This is a genomic window from Collinsella aerofaciens (assembly GCF_039752775.1).
Classification (GTDB): domain Bacteria; phylum Actinomycetota; class Coriobacteriia; order Coriobacteriales; family Coriobacteriaceae; genus Collinsella; species Collinsella aerofaciens_R.
In genome coordinates this window covers 35,370-50,464 of the sequence record NZ_JBDMGT010000014.1, presented here as the reverse complement: position 1 = coordinate 50,464, position 15,095 = coordinate 35,370, and the positions used below count along the sequence as shown (strand labels likewise).

12 protein-coding genes and 2 rRNA genes are annotated in these 15,095 nt (G+C 58.7%); 11 read left to right on the top strand and 3 right to left on the bottom strand.

Features of this window, described 5'->3' with window-relative positions; all coding sequences use genetic code 11:
• Together ABHR63_RS05385 and rrf are read left to right on the top strand one after the other, a co-directional pair.
• Positions 1–1,570: ribosomal RNA gene (locus tag ABHR63_RS05385) — 23S ribosomal RNA — on the top strand; the annotation flags it as partial.
• 148 nt (positions 1,571–1,718) lie between these two features.
• A 5S ribosomal RNA gene (rrf, locus tag ABHR63_RS05380) occupies positions 1,719–1,834 on the top strand.
• A 134-nt stretch (positions 1,835–1,968) separates the two neighbouring features.
• On the opposite strand, the gene ABHR63_RS05375 is transcribed toward rrf, so the two are convergent.
• Positions 1,969–2,436 (bottom strand): hypothetical protein, encoded by a 468-nt coding sequence (locus ABHR63_RS05375; RefSeq protein WP_195192728.1) that lies wholly within the window; start codon positions 2,434–2,436, stop codon positions 1,969–1,971.
• 277 nt (positions 2,437–2,713) lie between these two features.
• Between ABHR63_RS05375 and ABHR63_RS05370 the strand changes: the two genes are divergently transcribed.
• Positions 2,714–3,145 carry an Hsp20/alpha crystallin family protein gene (locus ABHR63_RS05370; protein ID WP_055310182.1) on the top strand — a complete coding sequence of 144 codons (432 nt, stop codon included), beginning with the start codon at positions 2,714–2,716 and terminating at the stop codon, positions 3,143–3,145.
• Positions 3,146–3,227: 82 nt separating this feature from the next.
• On the opposite strand, the gene ABHR63_RS05365 is transcribed toward ABHR63_RS05370, so the two are convergent.
• A complete protein-coding gene (locus ABHR63_RS05365; protein ID WP_346965017.1) occupies positions 3,228–4,037 on the bottom strand; it encodes an MBL fold metallo-hydrolase in 810 nt (269 codons plus the stop codon).
• 48 nt (positions 4,038–4,085) lie between these two features.
• On the opposite strand from ABHR63_RS05365, the gene tilS reads away from it, so the two are divergent.
• The 5 genes from tilS (at position 4,086) to ABHR63_RS05340 (ending at position 10,826) form a co-directional block, all read left to right on the top strand.
• Complete coding sequence (gene tilS / locus ABHR63_RS05360; protein WP_195503800.1) at positions 4,086–5,624, top strand: tRNA lysidine(34) synthetase TilS; 1,539 nt, start codon at positions 4,086–4,088, stop codon at positions 5,622–5,624.
• A 147-nt stretch (positions 5,625–5,771) separates the two neighbouring features.
• A complete protein-coding gene (gene hpt, locus ABHR63_RS05355; RefSeq protein WP_006235600.1) occupies positions 5,772–6,320 on the top strand; it encodes a hypoxanthine phosphoribosyltransferase in 549 nt (182 codons plus the stop codon).
• 1 nt (position 6,321) lies between these two features.
• Entirely contained in the window at positions 6,322–8,454 is a 2,133-nt protein-coding gene (gene ftsH, locus ABHR63_RS05350; RefSeq protein WP_346965018.1) for an ATP-dependent zinc metalloprotease FtsH, read from the top strand.
• 200 nt (positions 8,455–8,654) lie between these two features.
• Positions 8,655–9,839 (top strand): pyridoxal phosphate-dependent aminotransferase, encoded by a 1,185-nt coding sequence (locus ABHR63_RS05345; RefSeq protein WP_118081740.1) that lies wholly within the window; start codon positions 8,655–8,657, stop codon positions 9,837–9,839.
• A 165-nt stretch (positions 9,840–10,004) separates the two neighbouring features.
• Positions 10,005–10,826, top strand: coding sequence for a phosphatase (locus tag ABHR63_RS05340; protein ID WP_022093941.1), 822 nt, complete (start codon positions 10,005–10,007; stop codon positions 10,824–10,826).
• Positions 10,827–10,904: 78 nt separating this feature from the next.
• Here ABHR63_RS05340 and rlmD read toward each other — a convergent pair whose 3' ends face one another.
• Complete coding sequence (gene rlmD, locus ABHR63_RS05335; RefSeq protein ID WP_346965039.1) at positions 10,905–12,119, bottom strand: 23S rRNA (uracil(1939)-C(5))-methyltransferase RlmD; 1,215 nt, start codon at positions 12,117–12,119, stop codon at positions 10,905–10,907.
• Between the two features lie 460 nt (positions 12,120–12,579).
• Between rlmD and ABHR63_RS05330 the strand changes: the two genes are divergently transcribed.
• The 3 genes from ABHR63_RS05330 to ABHR63_RS05320 are packed head-to-tail and all read left to right on the top strand — an operon-like array spanning position 12,580 to position 14,850.
• The gene (locus tag ABHR63_RS05330; RefSeq protein WP_138375044.1) at positions 12,580–13,440 is read left to right on the top strand and encodes a transporter substrate-binding domain-containing protein; all 861 of its coding nucleotides are present in this window, start codon (positions 12,580–12,582) and stop codon (positions 13,438–13,440) included.
• Positions 13,440–14,093: an amino acid ABC transporter permease gene (locus ABHR63_RS05325; protein ID WP_006235606.1), complete on the top strand. Its 654-nt coding sequence runs from the start codon at positions 13,440–13,442 to the stop codon at positions 14,091–14,093. The genes ABHR63_RS05330 and ABHR63_RS05325 overlap by 1 nt, the downstream gene beginning before the upstream one ends.
• Complete coding sequence (locus ABHR63_RS05320) at positions 14,086–14,850, top strand: amino acid ABC transporter ATP-binding protein (protein WP_346965019.1); 765 nt, start codon at positions 14,086–14,088, stop codon at positions 14,848–14,850. Before ABHR63_RS05325 ends, ABHR63_RS05320 begins: the two co-directional genes overlap by 8 nt.
• Positions 14,851–15,095: the final 245 nt, after the last annotated feature.

Genomic DNA, 15,095 nt, shown 5'->3' with positions numbered 1-15,095 from the left:
TCCTCCCAGGGTCAGTCGGGGGCTAAGGCGAGGCCGGGAGGCGTAGCCGACGCGCAGCAGGCAGACATTCCTGCACCGCGCACGCGGCGCTACGACCGACGGGGCGACGGATGGGGGTGGCTCGGCGGGGTTCTGGACGTCCCCGTGATGGAGCGCGGCCCGCGGACCAGGGAAATCCGGTCCGCATTGAGGGCGAGGCTCCGGACGAAGCACTTAAGCGAAGCGAGTGAGCCCGAGGTCCCTAGAAAAACCCCTAGGCAGGCGCGTGCGCGCCCGTACCGCAAACCGACACAGGTGGGTGGGTAGAACATACCGAGGCGATCGGGTCAACCATGGTCAAGGAACTCGGCACAATGGCCCCGTAACTTCGGGAGAAGGGGTGCCCGCGCGTACGTGAACCGGCTTGCCCGGGGAGCGGAGGCGGGCCGCAGTGGAGAGGCCCAAGCGACTGTTTACCAAAAACACAGGACTCTGCAGAAGCCGCAAGGCGACGTATAGGGTCTGACGCCTGCCCGGTGCCGGAAGGTCACGCGGAGGAGTTAGCGCATCGCGCGAAGCCCCGAAGCCAAGCCCCGGTAAACGGCGGCCGTAACTATAACGGTCCTAAGGTAGCGAAATTCCTTGTCGGGTAAGTTCCGACCTGCACGAAAGGCGCAACGACTTGGGCGCTGTCTCGACCATGGACCCGGTGAAATTGCACTGGTCGTGAAGATGCGACTTACCCGCGGAAGGACGGAAAGACCCCGTGAACCTTCACTGCAGCTTGGCATTGGCCGCTGGTCCCGCGTGTAGAGGATAGGCAGGAGGCATCGATCCGGAGGCGCCAGCCCCCGGGGAGCCGCCCTTGGAATACTGCCCTCGCGCGACCGGCGTCCTAACCCGAGGCCGTCAACCGGCTCGGGGACCGTGCCAGGCGGGCAGTTTGACTGGGGCGGTCGCCTCCTAAAGGGTAACGGAGGCGCGCGAAGGTCCGCTCGGGACGGTCGGCAACCGTCCTTTTGAATGCAAGAGTACAAGCGGGCTTGACTGCGAGGCCCACAAGCCGAGCAGGTGCGAAAGCAGGCTCTAGTGATCCGGCGGCCCCGAGTGGGTGGGCCGTCGCTCAACGGATAAAAGGTACTCCGGGGATAACAGGCTGATCTTGCCCAAGAGTCCACATCGACGGCAAGGTTTGGCACCTCGATGTCGGCTCATCGCATCCTGGGGCTGGAGCAGGTCCCAAGGGTACGGCTGTTCGCCGTTTAAAGCGGTACGCGAGCTGGGTTCAGAACGTCGTGAGACAGTTCGGTCCCTATCCTCCGTGGGCGCAGGAGAATCGATGGAGGCTGCCCCCAGTACGAGAGGACCGGGGTGGACGCACCTCCGGTGAACCGGTTGTCGACCAACGGCACGGCCGGGTAGCCGCGTGCGGCGCGGATAACCGCTGAAGGCATCTAAGCGGGAAGCCGTTCCAGGGATTAGTTCTCCTTCCGGTAAGGGCCCAGGTAGACTACCTGGTCGATAGACGGCAGGTGCAAGGGCGGCGACGTCCTCAGCCGAGCCGCACTAATCGCCCGAGCTCTTCCGGAACCGCACCTCGCGGCCCGCGGGACTGAGCGCTCATGCGCGGTCCGGGCACGAGGATGCCCCCGAGTCAGACCTTTCCTATGCGCCATGCGGCCCCCAGGGCACGTGAGTGAGACACCGGACACCGAAGATACTGTGGGCGCCGCCCACCGGTCAGCGGCCAGAGCATGGGGGGCACGCCCGGTCCCGTTCCGAACCCGGAAGCTAAGCCCCATCGCGCCGAGAGTACTGCGGGGTCAGCCCGTGGGAGGCCAGGGCGCCGCTGACCGGTGGACGGCACCGAGCCGTCAATCGACTTGAAGAAGGGGGAGGCCTCGCGGCCTCCCCCTTTTTTTGCGTTTACACTTCACAATGTCGTTGCATTTCACCTGTAACCCGGTTGGGCTTATGGGTAATGAGCTTTTATTTAAAGACAATAAATCGAATCACAAGTGCAACTGCTATGACCACAATGATCAAAAGCAGGATTGTCAGTCGATGCTGCTTGCGTCGTTTATTTGACGAAACGAAGATTGATTTTCCCTGTTTTGGCGTTTCGAGATAACGAGCCGAATGCGTTAAGGTTTGCTTAGGTCGGGGACCTCTTTGCTGCCGAGTTATGGGCGTTTTTGTCGGGTCGTCATTGATTGCGCTGTTTTTTGATAACGGTGCATCTTTTAGATATACGGGATCGCCCGATGCGACGCCCATATGCTTACGTCCCGTTTGGGCATCCTCGAGCGTTTGATATCGATTTCTCGTCACATATTCGGGCTCTGCATCATTAATGGGCTCTTGCGAGATGTGGGGGCGATGGAACCGTGGCGGCTGCGTGGAAATATCTTCCCCCTGCGTCGGCATAAACATATTGTTCTGGTTTTGGTCGTCCATGATGCCCTTTAGCTCGTTACCAACACCGTGTACGCGCTCATTGTAAGCCCCTTGTTATTTGTAGCTGGGGACATACTCGGTATTTAAGCTCTGGTTCAAAGAACCTTAACCTTCCTAAAACCTGAGTCATACGCACTTAGATATGCTTATAGTACTGGACTCAAAAAACTTTATAGTCGATGTATATATGAGCACTGGGTGGGCATATATAAGAGCGTCAAAAGAAGTCCCAGTCACCTGGAAGATGACTCGGCAGTCCTATAAAGGAGTGGTAAACATGGCAAGCATGGTTCCTTATCGTTCGGTTTTTGGCGTTCGTCCCTCTGCAAGCTCGCTGTTCGATCTGTTTGATGATATGAGCGACCTAGCGAACAGCTCGATTGCCTCTAAGGCGTTCCCCGTTGACGTTGAGGATAAGGGCGATGGCTATGAGGTCAAGGCTTATCTGACCGGCGTCGCCAAGGACGATATCGATGTCGAGCTTAACGAGGGCCGTCTGTCCATTAGCGTGAATGTCGAGGAAGACGAGGAGAACGAGGGCAAGAACTTCCTGCAGAAGGAGTTCAGCTCGTACAGCGCGACGCGTGGCGTGTATCTTAAGGACGCTTCGAGCGAGGGCCTCTCGGCTAAGTACGCTGACGGCATCCTGACCGTTACGGTTCCCAAGATCGTCGAGAAGAAGAACGTTACGAAGATCTCCATCGAATAACTTCGTTGGTGTTCTTCGCTATTAAAAGACAACAAAAGGGGCTGGGAAGCGATTCCCGGCCCCTTTTGCTGTTTAGGACAGTCTATTGAATGGTTGCTGGCCGATACTGGCTTGCGGGGCGTATCGAGAGTTTTCGCGATCCTTGGAGAAGGGTGGCGGAGCTGCCGAGCTCGTCATCCAGGGTTGCGGCCAGAGCTTTGGCATAGCTTTTGACGGTAAGGCTCGGACGATTGTTATCTTGGCTGATATGCATGGCAATGAGCTGTTCGGTGCGATCGGTAACAAGTTCGCGCGCGGCTTCGGCGGCTTGGCCATTGGAGAGGTGTCCCCTTGCAGACAGGATGCGCTCCTGAAGAAAGCGGGGATATTCTCCCTCGCGCAGCATGGTCGCATCGTGGTTGCTTTCGAGCGCGAGGACTCGACAATCTTTGAGGGTGTTCATGGCTTGGCTCGATAGCTCTCCGGTGTCGGTGGCAAAGCCGATGGAATCATCGAGAGCATTGAATCGATAGCCGACTGGATTGATGACATCGTGTGATGTTGAGTAGGTTTGCACGTGGATGCCGGCAATGGAAAGGGTGTCACCGGGATCGAATTCCTCGACAGGCAGATGCGAAAGATTTTCTTTGTTCGAAAGAGTGCCCCTGCTGGCAAAGAGGGGGCCGTGCCAGTGCTTGCACCAGATATCGAGGCCCTTGATGTGATCGCTATGCTCATGAGTAATGAGAAGAGCCGAGACGTTGTCAGCCGAGAGCCCCAGTTCTGCCATGCGCTTTAATGTCTCGCGGCGAGACAGTCCGTCATCGACCATAATGAGCCCCTGCGGGCCCTCGATGAGCGCGCAGTTGCCTTTAGAGCCACTGCCGAGGATATGAAGGTGCAGACGAGACATAAGATTCCAAAGGATACAATGGGTGCGGACGAATAGAGGAGGAAGCAAATGCCTACGGTATCTCAGCATTATGGACACCATGCCGTGCCTGGGGCAGTCGATGAGACCCGGACGAGACAGCAGGCTGCTCCTGTCGTGCTCATGGTATCAGGCGGCGCGGACTCGACGGCACTGCTTCTTATGGCGTGCACATCAAAGCTGGATATCCAAGACGGACGCGGTGTTGCCCCCATCGCGCGCGAGCGACTGCACGTGCTGCATGTGAACCATCATCTGCGCGGCAAGGCGTCCGATGGCGACGAGGCCTTTGTGCGTGAGCTCTGCGCACAATATGGTCTACCGCTGTGTGTTGAGCATGCCTATTTTGATGATGAATCGGGCAATATCGAGGCGGCTGCCCGCGAGGTGCGCTATGCCGCGGCGCGAAGGTATGTTCGCGAGCTCTGCGCCCAGACGGGGGCACCGCGAACGGCGGCTCGTATCTGCACCGCGCACACGTCTTCGGATCGCGCGGAAACGTTTTTGATGAACGCGATTAAGGGTTCGGGGCCCGCTGGTCTATCGAGCATTCCTCGCCGGAGGAATATCGTGGTGCGTCCCTTGCTCGACCTAACTCATGGCGAGCTCGTGGGCTATCTACAGGTACATGGTCAGCCGTGGCGTGAAGACGAGAGCAATGAGGATATCTCGTATCTGCGAAACTACGTGCGCCATCGGGTAATGCCGGTGGTGGCACAGCGTAATGCGAGCGTGTGCAAGACGATTGGCGCCGCCTGTGAGATCTTGGGTGATGAAGATGCGTTTCTATCCCAGCTGTCGGCACGGGCGTTTCGAAGCTGTTTGCGCAAAGAGGCAGCGGGCGCGCTGGTGCTCGATGCCAGGCGCCTTGCTGCGGCCGAGGTGGTAATCGCGCGGCGCATCGTGCGACTGGCGATCAAACGCATCGATCCGGATGCTCGTCCCGAGATGCGACATGTGGAGCGAGTCCTTTCCTGCGTTGCCGAGGGTGCCGGCTCGGTCACGCTTCCGGCGGGGATTGACGCACGCATTGAGTTTGGCATGCTGGCGTTTAAGGCGCCGGTGGCTCGCGAGGGCCTGGTCGCGGACTGGGTTACCGTGCCCGGTCGTTTGCCGTTGGGCGGGGGACGTATGCTGGTCGCAGAGTCGATGGTCGTTGAGCCGGGATGCGACATCGTGCGCCGCGCCCGTGAGCTCGCGGCTGCCGGGGAAGCGACAGCTTTGGTAGACGCGGCTGCCCTGGGTTTTGCCGACAGCGATAGTGAGCGGATCCTGGCGGGCTCGCGTGGCGAGATCCCTGCCGAGGCGCGATTGGCGCGCCTGTGGGTGGACGGTCCCGCACCGGGAGACGTGATGTGCCCGTTAGGGATGAGTGGCCGAAGCAAGAAAGTATCCGACTTGCTAGGTGAGGCTCGCATTCCCGTTTCCGAGCGCGCCGGCGTGCCCATGGTGAGGACGGCCCCGGGGGGTGCCGTGGTGTGGGTCGCCGGAGTTCGCGCGGACGAGCGTTTTAAGTGCACGGCCGCAACGCGCGTGGCATATCTGCTTCGTGTGGTCGATGCGGAATAGCGTCCCACGCCAGCTATTCTGTGCGACGTTGACGGTATTCCCGCGCTGATGGCGTACGGGCTGGAAAATATTCCCCGTGCGCTGCTAGAATGTGAAGTTCGCGTCCATACGGCGGTGTGTGGGCGATAAGCACAAGAAAGGGTTGTCATGGCTTCTCAACATCCGGATATCGAGAAGGTTCTGTTTACGCAGGAGGATATCGACGGTATCGTCTCTCGCCTGGGCGAGGAGATTACGCGCGACTACGCGGGTAAGGATCTGGTGCTGATCGCGGTCCTACGCGGCGCCGTGGTCTTTATGGGCGACCTGATGCGCAAGATCGAGCTGCCGACCAACATCGATTTCATGGCTGTTTCGAGCTATGGCGACGGTGTGAAGTCCTCGGGTATCGTGCGTATCATTAAGGACCTGGATATCGACATCCGCGGTCGCGACGTGCTGATCGTCGAGGACATTCTGGACTCGGGCCTGACGCTCAAGTATCTGATGAAGAACCTCGAGAGCCGCAAGCCCGCTTCTCTGGAGGTCGCCGCCTTCCTGTGGAAGGACGTTGAGGACCGTACCTCGGCCATCACGCCCAAGTATGTTGGAACCCATTGCCCCGATGCCTTTGTGGTGGGCTACGGCCTCGACTATGCCGAGCGCTATCGTAACCTTCCGTATCTGGGCATTTTGAAACCGGAGGTTTATTCGTAAGATGCCCGACGACCGTAACGATAACAATTCCCAGACTCCCCGGGAGCCTAAGATCCCGGGGGTGCCCGGAGGCAAGAAGCCCACGCGTACGGGCTGGCTGTATTTTGTTTTGGCTTGCGCGCTCCTGGGCTACGCCTTCTTTAACATGGGCTCCGGCTTTGCCAATTCCAGCAATACCGTAAAGCTCGCGACGAGCGAGATGGTCAGCGCCATCAAGCAGGATCGCGTCGAAGATCTGACCTATACGGTTCAAGACGGAAGCGTGACGGGTCATTACTGGAAGACGAAGAAGGACAAGGGCGATACGAGCGAGCTCAAGAGCTTCTCCTCGACCTATGTCGGCTCCGATTCGCTTGCCGAGCTTATGGCGGAGCACCCCGATACCAAGTACATCGTCAACACCAACGATCCCGATTTTTGGGGCGACTTGGCGATGAGCGTGCTTCCGACGATCGCCCTGATCGCCATTATGTTCTACTTTATGCGCCAGATGATGGGCGCCAACAACAGGAACATGCAGTTTGGCAAGACCAACGCCAAGACCAACGAGGCCACGCGCCCCAAGGTCAAGTTTGAAGACGTTGCCGGCGTGGACGAGGCAGTCGAGGAGCTCGAGGAGATTCGTGACTTTTTGAGCGATCCGGACCGCTATCGCAAGCTGGGCGCCAAGATCCCGCGCGGCGTGTTGCTGGTGGGCCCTCCGGGCACCGGTAAAACGCTGCTGGCCAAGGCTGTAGCCGGCGAGGCGGGCGTGCCGTTCTTTAGCATCTCGGGTTCCGACTTTGTCGAGATGTTCGTGGGTGTCGGCGCCAGCCGTGTACGTGACCTCTTTAAGGAGGCCAAGTCCCAGGCTCCGTCGATCATCTTCATCGATGAGATCGATGCCGTGGGACGTCAGCGCGGAGCCGGCCTGGGCGGCGGCCACGACGAGCGCGAGCAGACGCTCAACCAGCTGCTGGTCGAGATGGACGGTTTTGAGGAGAGCGAGTCGGTCATCCTGATTGCTGCGACCAACCGTCCTGACATCCTGGATCCGGCATTGTTGCGTCCCGGTCGTTTTGACCGTCAGGTCACGGTCGACCGTCCGGATGTGAAGGGCCGCGAGCAGATCTTGCGCGTGCATGCCGAGAACAAGCCGATGGACGAGGACGTGAAGTTTGAGAAGCTCGCCCAGATGACCGTTGGCTTCACCGGTGCCGATTTGGCAAATCTGCTCAACGAGTCTGCGCTGCTGGCTGCCCGCCGCCATCGTTCCGTGATCTCGATGGACGAGGTCGAGGAATCGATGGAGCGCGTGATTGCCGGACCGCAACGCAAGGGTCGTGTGATGACCGAAGCCGAGCGCACCACGATTGCCTACCATGAGAGCGGCCATGCCCTGGTGGGTCATATCTTGGAGCACTCCGATCCGGTTCATAAGATTTCGATTGTCAGCCGCGGCCAGGCTCTGGGCTACACGTTGCAGCTTCCACAGGAGGATCACTTCCTCAAGACCAAGAACGAGATGCTCGACGAGCTCGCCGTGTTCTTGGGCGGCCGCGTTGCCGAGGAGCTCATGTGCGATGACATCACGTCGGGCGCGAGCAACGACCTGGAGCGCGCGACCAAGATGGCACGCGAGATGGTTACGCGTTTGGGCATGAGCGAGGAGCTGGGCACGCAGGTGTTTGGCGAGGCACAGCATCAGGTGTTCCTTGGTCGCGATTACGCCGATCACCAGGATTACTCCGAGGAGACGGCACGCCGCATCGATATCGAGGTTCAGCGCATCATGCGCGAAGCCCATCGCCGTGCGGTCGAGATTCTGGATGCCCGTCGCGATCAACTCGATCTGATGGCGAAGGTGCTGCTTGAGCGCGAGACCGTCGAGGGCGATGCCGTGAACGCCCTGCTCGACAACGAGTGGGATGCCTACCTTGAGCGCGAGGGCGATATCCTGGCGGCCAAGGAGGAGCGCAATGCCAAGGCGGCCGGCATGCCGACCAAAAAGCGCATGCCTCGTATGAGCGAGGAGGAGCTGGCGGCTGATGCCGCAGCTTTTGCGCAGGCGGCCATGCAGGAGGATGCCGAAGCCGCATCCGATGTTGATGGCGATAGCCATGTCGTCAACGCCGATGCCGACACCGACAAATAGTCCTTCTAACGAAAGCCTCCGCGGGGAAACCTGCGGAGGCCTTTTCTTTTGAGCGATATGGGGCCATCTGTTGATTGGGGACAGACTTAAATGAGCGTTTTCACGCATTTAAGTCTGTCCCCAATCAACACCCAATTAACATTGCTGCGGCACTTTGCTCGACTAAAGCGTACAATAGCGCCTATGCGAAAGGGGAACAGATGATCAACGAAACTATGTATGCTCGCGGTGCGGAAAGCTCCATCATCCGTGAGATCTTTAGCTATGGTCTTGAGCGCAAGGCACAGATCGGTGCGGAAAACGTATTCGATTTTTCGCTGGGCAATCCGAGCGTTCCGGCACCCGCTGCTGTGGCGGAGTCCATTAAGAAGGCCCTGGAGCTGCCGAGCGACCAGCTGCACGGCTACACGCCCGCACCGGGCCTGCCGCAATGTCGTGCCGCTGTGGCCGAATCGCTCAACCGCCGCTTTGGCACGAGCTATGAGGGCAAAGACGTCTTTATGACGGTGGGTGCCGCGGCTTCGCTCACCTGCGCGCTCAACGCCGTTACGAATCCGGGCGACGAGGTTATTGTTATCGCCCCGTACTTTCCGGAGTATCGCGTTTGGATTGAGAAGGCCGGCTGCACGTGTGTCGAGGCGCTTGCCAACGAGGACACATTCCAGCTGAGCGTGGATAACGTATTCAAGGCGATCACCGACAAGACGGCAGCCGTCATTATCGACTCGCCCAACAACCCGACCGGTGCCGTATATACGCGCGACACGCTGACGCGACTGGCCAATGTTCTGCGCGAGGCCAACGCTCAGCGCGATCCCGAGAATCCGATTATGCTCATCTCGGATGAGCCGTACCGCGAGATCGTGTACGGTGCCGAGGTGCCTTGGGTGCCCTCGATCTACGAGCACACCATCGTGTGCTACTCGTATTCCAAGTCGCTGTCGCTGCCGGGTGAGCGCGTGGGGTGGATCTTGGTTCCCAACACCAATCCGCAGGCTGCCCGTCTGATGCCGGCCGTTGCCGGTGCCGCCCGTACGCTGGGCTTCGTGTGCGCGCCGGCGCTCTTTCAGCGCGTAATTATCGACTGCATCGATGAGCCGAGTGACGTTGAGGCCTATGCACGCAACCGCACCGCGCTTACCGACGCACTAGCGGAGTATGGCTACACCTATGTTGAGCCGGATGGCGCGTTCTACCTATGGGTGAAAGCATTGGAGCCCGATGCGAATGCGTTTTGCGAGCGCGCAAAGAAGTATGAGTTGCTTGCGGTTCCCTCGGACAGCTTTGGTATGCCGGGTTGGTTCCGCCTGGGCTATTGCGTGAGCTACGAAACGATTGTCAATTCGCTACCCGCTTGGAAACAGTTGGCGGACGAGTATCGTTAAAAGTAAAGCGCTCTGCCTACAATGTTTTACGTGAAACGGGGTTTGGTGTTAAGCCGGACCCCGTTGTCATGGACGTTGTGTCTTTGGGATGGAGTGGTTTTACGACTATCGAAGGCTATGCGTACAATGAATATAAGCGACGGCCGTGCCAGATAAGGAGACCTGATGCCCTACCTGCTTTCTTGTGACATTCATACCCATACGATGTTCTCTGCGCATGCATATTCGACCATTGAGGAGAATGTGTACTGGGCGGCAGAGCGTGGTCTGCAGGTGCTCGGATCTGCCGACCATTTGAGCTCTATGGTTACGGCTTGCCCCAATGACCTGCGCAGTTACCAGTTCTTTATCAACCAGGATATCTGGCCGCGCATTTGGAGCGGCGTGCTGGTGCTGCGTGGTGCCGAGGCCGATATCGTTTCGCTGGACGGAAGCCTGTTTGGCGAGGACACTCCTGTCACGCTCGATATTGCCGGCGATTCGTACAGCCGTCAGCATTCGCTGTTCGATTTGGTTACGCGTAATTTGGATTATTTGGTTGCGAGCGTGCATAATCCGCAGATTGCTGAGGGCGCGACGCTGGCCCAGACGACCGAGATGTATATCAATGCCCTGGAGCACCCCAAGGTGTTCATGCTGGGTCACACGGGGCGTTCGGGCGTGCCGTTCGATATCGACGAGGTGCTGTTGGCAGCTAAGGCCAAGCACAAGATTATCGAGATCAACAACCATAGTCTTGAACACGGTGTCGACACTGAGCATTGGGCCGTATGCCGCAAGATTGCCGAGCGCTGCGCCGAGCTGGGCGTGGGCATTGGCGTGTCGACCGATGCCCACATTGGCATGGCCATTGGCAAGCTCGATCACGCGCGCAAGATGCTCGACGAGATTCACTTCCCACTGGATTTGATCGTGACGCGCGACCGCGAGACGCTGCTGTGCGAGATGGCGGCAGCCGGCGTGTGCGATCTGCGCAATGGGATGTAGCGGAGTTTATAAACCAAGCGAAGGGGGCGGCCCAGGCGGGTCGCCCCCTTTCTTGTCCCAAAAATCTACTGAGGTTGGTTAGCGGCGTTCGAGGACCGCTACGGTTTCGGTGTGGTCGGTGTGAGGGAACATGTCGACTGGCGTGATCTTGAGCAGGCGATAGCCTCCGTCGAGGAGCTGGTGCAGGTCGCGCTCTTGGGTCACGGGGTTGCAGCTGATATAGGTGATGCGGCGCGGCTTAAGTGCGCAGGCAGCTTCGAGGAACTCGGGCGTGGAGCCGGCGCGCGGCGGGTCGATGGAAAGAACGTCGACGCGTTCGTTGTTGTCGGCGGCATCCAGGATGTAGTCGGTGGCGTCGTCGGCCATAAACCAAGCGCTGCGGGTGAGGCCGTTGAGCTCGGCATTGCGACGTGCGTCGGCAATGCCCGCCGGGTTGCGCTCAACGCCGAGCAGCATAATGCCGATACCCTTGTTCTGGGCATCTTTAGCTGCGCAAAGACCGATGGTACCGCTGCCACAGTAGGCATCCATGAGCACATCGCCCTGGTGCAAATCCATGCCGTCGATAGCGAGCTGATAGAGCAGCTCGGTCTGTTGCGGGTTGGTCTGATAAAACGCGGTGGGGGAGATGTCGAATTCGCAGCCGAGCAGCTGGTCGCGCATGCATTCTGCGCCATACACGATGCGGGTTTCCTCGCCGAGGATGGCGTTGCCGGGGCGTCCGTTGATGTTTTGGGCGACGGTGACGATGCGCGGATCGAGTGCGGCGACAGCCTCAAAGAACTCCTGCGCATGCGGCAAGTCGCGCTGAGCGGTCACGAGCGTGACCATGATCTGGTCGGTACGCCAACCGCAGCGGACGACGGCATAGCGAAGCAAACCAAGATGCTTGTCCTCGTTAAAGGCGGGAATATGCAACCGCTCAGCTTCGCGTGCGATGCCGTTGAGAATCTGACGAGCGCCCGACGCCTCGACGGGGCATTCGGGTACGGCAACGATCTTGTGCGTGCCGCGCTCAAAGAAACCGCAACGGACAGCGCCCTCCTTACCGGGAGCAAAGGGAGTGGCAGCCTTATGACGAAAGCCACGCGGCGCAGGATATTTACCCGGGTCGCCAAGGGTGACGCCCATACCGCGAATAGGATCGACAGCAATGCTCTCGCGCTTACAAAGCTCGGCAAACAGCTCCTCCATAGCAGCCTGCTTAGCCGCCAACTGCTTTTTATAAGGACGATTGAGCGCCGTGCACCCACCGCAAGATTTCATGATCGAACAGGGAGACTTGGGGTCCACGGCCTTACGCGCAGACGAAACCCGATCTTTATGCGAGCGCTTGGAACGAGTCTGAGGCGCTTTATCCCCGCCTCGACGAGAGTCAGAACGCTTGGTCTTAGCTCTGCTCTTGGTCGGTTTGCTTTTTGCAGCTTTAGAAGACTTGGATTTCGTAGAAGATTTCTCCTCCTTCGACCCCTCAGCCGCCTCGATCAAAGCACGACGAGCCTTACGCTCCGCACGAGATTCTGCCATGAATTAACCCCACTAATTTACAAATTGAAATCTGAAAGCATTGTACCGTGCCAAGCTAGCGGACGATATGCAAGCGTCCATTTCGTGTCAGTGATAAGTCCAACGATGTTTGCTCCCCGCCCATGCCGGGCAAACCCTCCCTTGTACTTTATCAAGGTAGAGTGTATGATTCTGGACGTTACACGACTCACTTTACTTAACTAAAGTGCCATCAAGGGGGAATACCATGAATACCGATATGTCTCGTCGTCAGTTTGTTGGTCTAGCCGGCTCGCTCGCCACGGTGCTTGGCCTTGGTCTTGTCGGTTGCGGCGGTGGCGCCGGCAAGGGCTCCGCTGCTGGCTCTGCCGCGGCCAAGGATGTGAAGGGTGCTGCGGAGTCCAAGAAGCTCGTGGTGGGCTTTGATAAGTCCTATCCTCCGTACGGCTTTGTGGGCGACGATGGTGAGTACACCGGCTTTGATCTCGATCTGGCCAAGGCTGTTGCCGATAAGCAGGACTGGGAGGTCAAATACGAGGCCATCGACTGGGACGCCAAGGATACGCTGCTTAACTCGGGCGCCATCAACTGCATCTGGAACGGCTTTACCATGGAGGGGCGCGAGGATGACTACACGTTCTCTGAGCCGTACATGCTCAACGAGCAAGTGCTCGTGGTCAAGAAGGACGCGGGCATCAAGAGCTGGGACGATCTTGCCGGCAAGACCGTGATTACCCAGACCGATTCCGCTGCGCAGGATGTGCTCGAGGGTGACCAGAAGGATCTGGCGGCGACGTTTGCCACGCTCGACACGATCGGCGAGTACAACACGGCCTTTATGCAGCTCGAGAGCGGCGCGGTCGATGCCGTGGCTTGCGACCTTTCGATTGCCCAGTATCAGCTTGCCGCCAAGCCCGATGCTTATACGCAGCTTGATGAGCCGCTGTCCAGCGAGCACTACGCCGTTGGCTTTAAGAAGGGCGACACCAAGTCGGCCGATGCTGTAGCCGAGTCGCTCAAGGCGCTCTACGAGGACGGCACGGTCAAGGACCTCTGCGATAAATATTCAAGCTATGGTTTGTCTTTCGATAATTGGGTGCTCAAGTAATGTCTATTCAGGTCATGATGCAGATGCTTGGCCAGGGTTTCTTGGTCAGTTTGCAGTTGTTTGTGCTGACGCTGTTGGGGTCGATTCCGCTGGGAATTCCCGTGGCGTTTATGCGCATGAGCAAAATCGCGCCGCTTCGCTGGATTGCGCGCATCTACATTTCGGTCATGCGCGGTACGCCGCTCATGCTGCAGATGTTTGCCATCTACTTTGCCCCGTACTACGTGTTTGGCATTTCGCTCACGCCCGATTCCAAGTGGACGGCGTGCGTCGTGGCGTTCATCATCAACTACGCCGGTTACTTTGCCGAGATCTATCGCTCGGGCTTGCAGTCCATTCCGCGCGGTCAATACGAGGCCGCCGAGGTGCTGGGCTATTCGCGCGTGCAGACGTTTCTGTATATCGTGATGCCGCAGGTCGCCAAGCGTATTCTGCCGGCGATGGGCAACGAGATTATCACGCTGGTCAAGGACACGTCGCTGGCGTTTGCCATTGGCGTGGGTGAGATGTTCTCGACGGCCAAGGCGCTGGTCGCCTCGCAGGTGAGTATGGTGCCGTTTGCGATCGCGGCGCTGATTTACTGGGTCTTTAACTTTGTGGTCGAGATGCTGCTGGGCGCCGCCGAAAAGAAGCTGGACTATTATCATGACTAACTCAGTGATGAAAATCGAAAACGCACGTAAGGCGTTTGGCGGCAATGAGGTGCTCAAGGATATCTCGCTTGAGGTGAAGCGTGGCGAGGTCGTGGCGATTATCGGGCCTTCGGGTGGCGGCAAGTCCACGCTGCTGCGGTGTGCCACGCTGCTCGAGACACTCGACGGAGGCTCGCTCTCGTTTGGTGACCTTGCCGTTGCGACGGATGCGGGTTCGGGCGCGGTCTATGCGAAGGGCGATGTGCCCAAGCAGGCGCGCTCGCGATTCGGTCTGGTGTTCCAAAATTACAACCTGTTCCCGCACTATACCGTGATGAAAAACATCATCGACGCGCCGATCCGCGTGCTTAAGCGCCCGCGCGAGCAGGCGGAAGCTCGTGCGGGCGAGTTGATCGCGCAGATGGGGCTTACGGGCAACGAGAACAAGGTGCCATGTGAGCTTTCGGGTGGCCAGCAACAGCGTGTGAGTATCGCCCGCGCCTTGGCGCTCGATCCGGAGATCCTGTTCTTTGACGAGCCGACCTCGGCACTCGATCCCGAGCTGACGGCCGAGGTGCTGCGTGTCATTAAAGACCTTGCCGCGCAGAATATGACGATGGTAATCGTGACCCACGCGATGCAGTTTGCGCGCGATGTTGCCGACCGCGTGGTCTTTATGGATGGCGGCCGCATTGTCGAGGAGGGCCCTGCCGAGCAGGTCATCGACCATCCGCGTGAGCAGCGCACCCGTGAGTTCTTGAGCCGTATCGAGGGATAGGCTCAGGTATTTACTCAACTATTAATTGAGGCGAAGCCGTCGCAGGTCTTACGGTCTGTGGCGGCTTTTTGTTTGCATCGACGGGGTTCAATAATCGCCTCACAAGCTTGTCTCTTCCTCTCGCCGCCTGTATTCATACGTGCGCCGAAAGGTATGCATGGACGGCCGCCCGTGAGGGTAGGGTGGTGGCATAGGACATTTGGAGGGTGAGTCGGCTCGGTTGCCGACCATGCTGCTCCCGGGAT

What these genes read in the sequence shown, in the direction of transcription:
- ABHR63_RS05325 (WP_006235606.1), top strand. Translation starts at nt 13,440, where the DNA reads ATGTCTATTCAGGTCATGATGCAGATGCTTGGCCAGGGTTTCTTGGTC.
- ABHR63_RS05365 (WP_346965017.1), bottom strand. Translation starts at nt 4,037, where the DNA reads ATGTCTCGTCTGCACCTTCATATCCTCGGCAGTGGCTCTAAAGGCAAC.
- ABHR63_RS05330 (WP_138375044.1), top strand. Translation starts at nt 12,580, where the DNA reads ATGAATACCGATATGTCTCGTCGTCAGTTTGTTGGTCTAGCCGGCTCG.
- ABHR63_RS05320 (WP_346965019.1), top strand. Translation starts at nt 14,086, where the DNA reads ATGACTAACTCAGTGATGAAAATCGAAAACGCACGTAAGGCGTTTGGC.
- ABHR63_RS05340 (WP_022093941.1), top strand. Translation starts at nt 10,005, where the DNA reads ATGCCCTACCTGCTTTCTTGTGACATTCATACCCATACGATGTTCTCT.
- ABHR63_RS05345 (WP_118081740.1), top strand. Translation starts at nt 8,655, where the DNA reads ATGATCAACGAAACTATGTATGCTCGCGGTGCGGAAAGCTCCATCATC.
- tilS (WP_195503800.1), top strand. Translation starts at nt 4,086, where the DNA reads ATGCCTACGGTATCTCAGCATTATGGACACCATGCCGTGCCTGGGGCA.
- hpt (WP_006235600.1), top strand. Translation starts at nt 5,772, where the DNA reads ATGGCTTCTCAACATCCGGATATCGAGAAGGTTCTGTTTACGCAGGAG.
- ABHR63_RS05375 (WP_195192728.1), bottom strand. Translation starts at nt 2,436, where the DNA reads ATGGACGACCAAAACCAGAACAATATGTTTATGCCGACGCAGGGGGAA.
- ABHR63_RS05370 (WP_055310182.1), top strand. Translation starts at nt 2,714, where the DNA reads ATGGCAAGCATGGTTCCTTATCGTTCGGTTTTTGGCGTTCGTCCCTCT.
- ftsH (WP_346965018.1), top strand. Translation starts at nt 6,322, where the DNA reads ATGCCCGACGACCGTAACGATAACAATTCCCAGACTCCCCGGGAGCCT.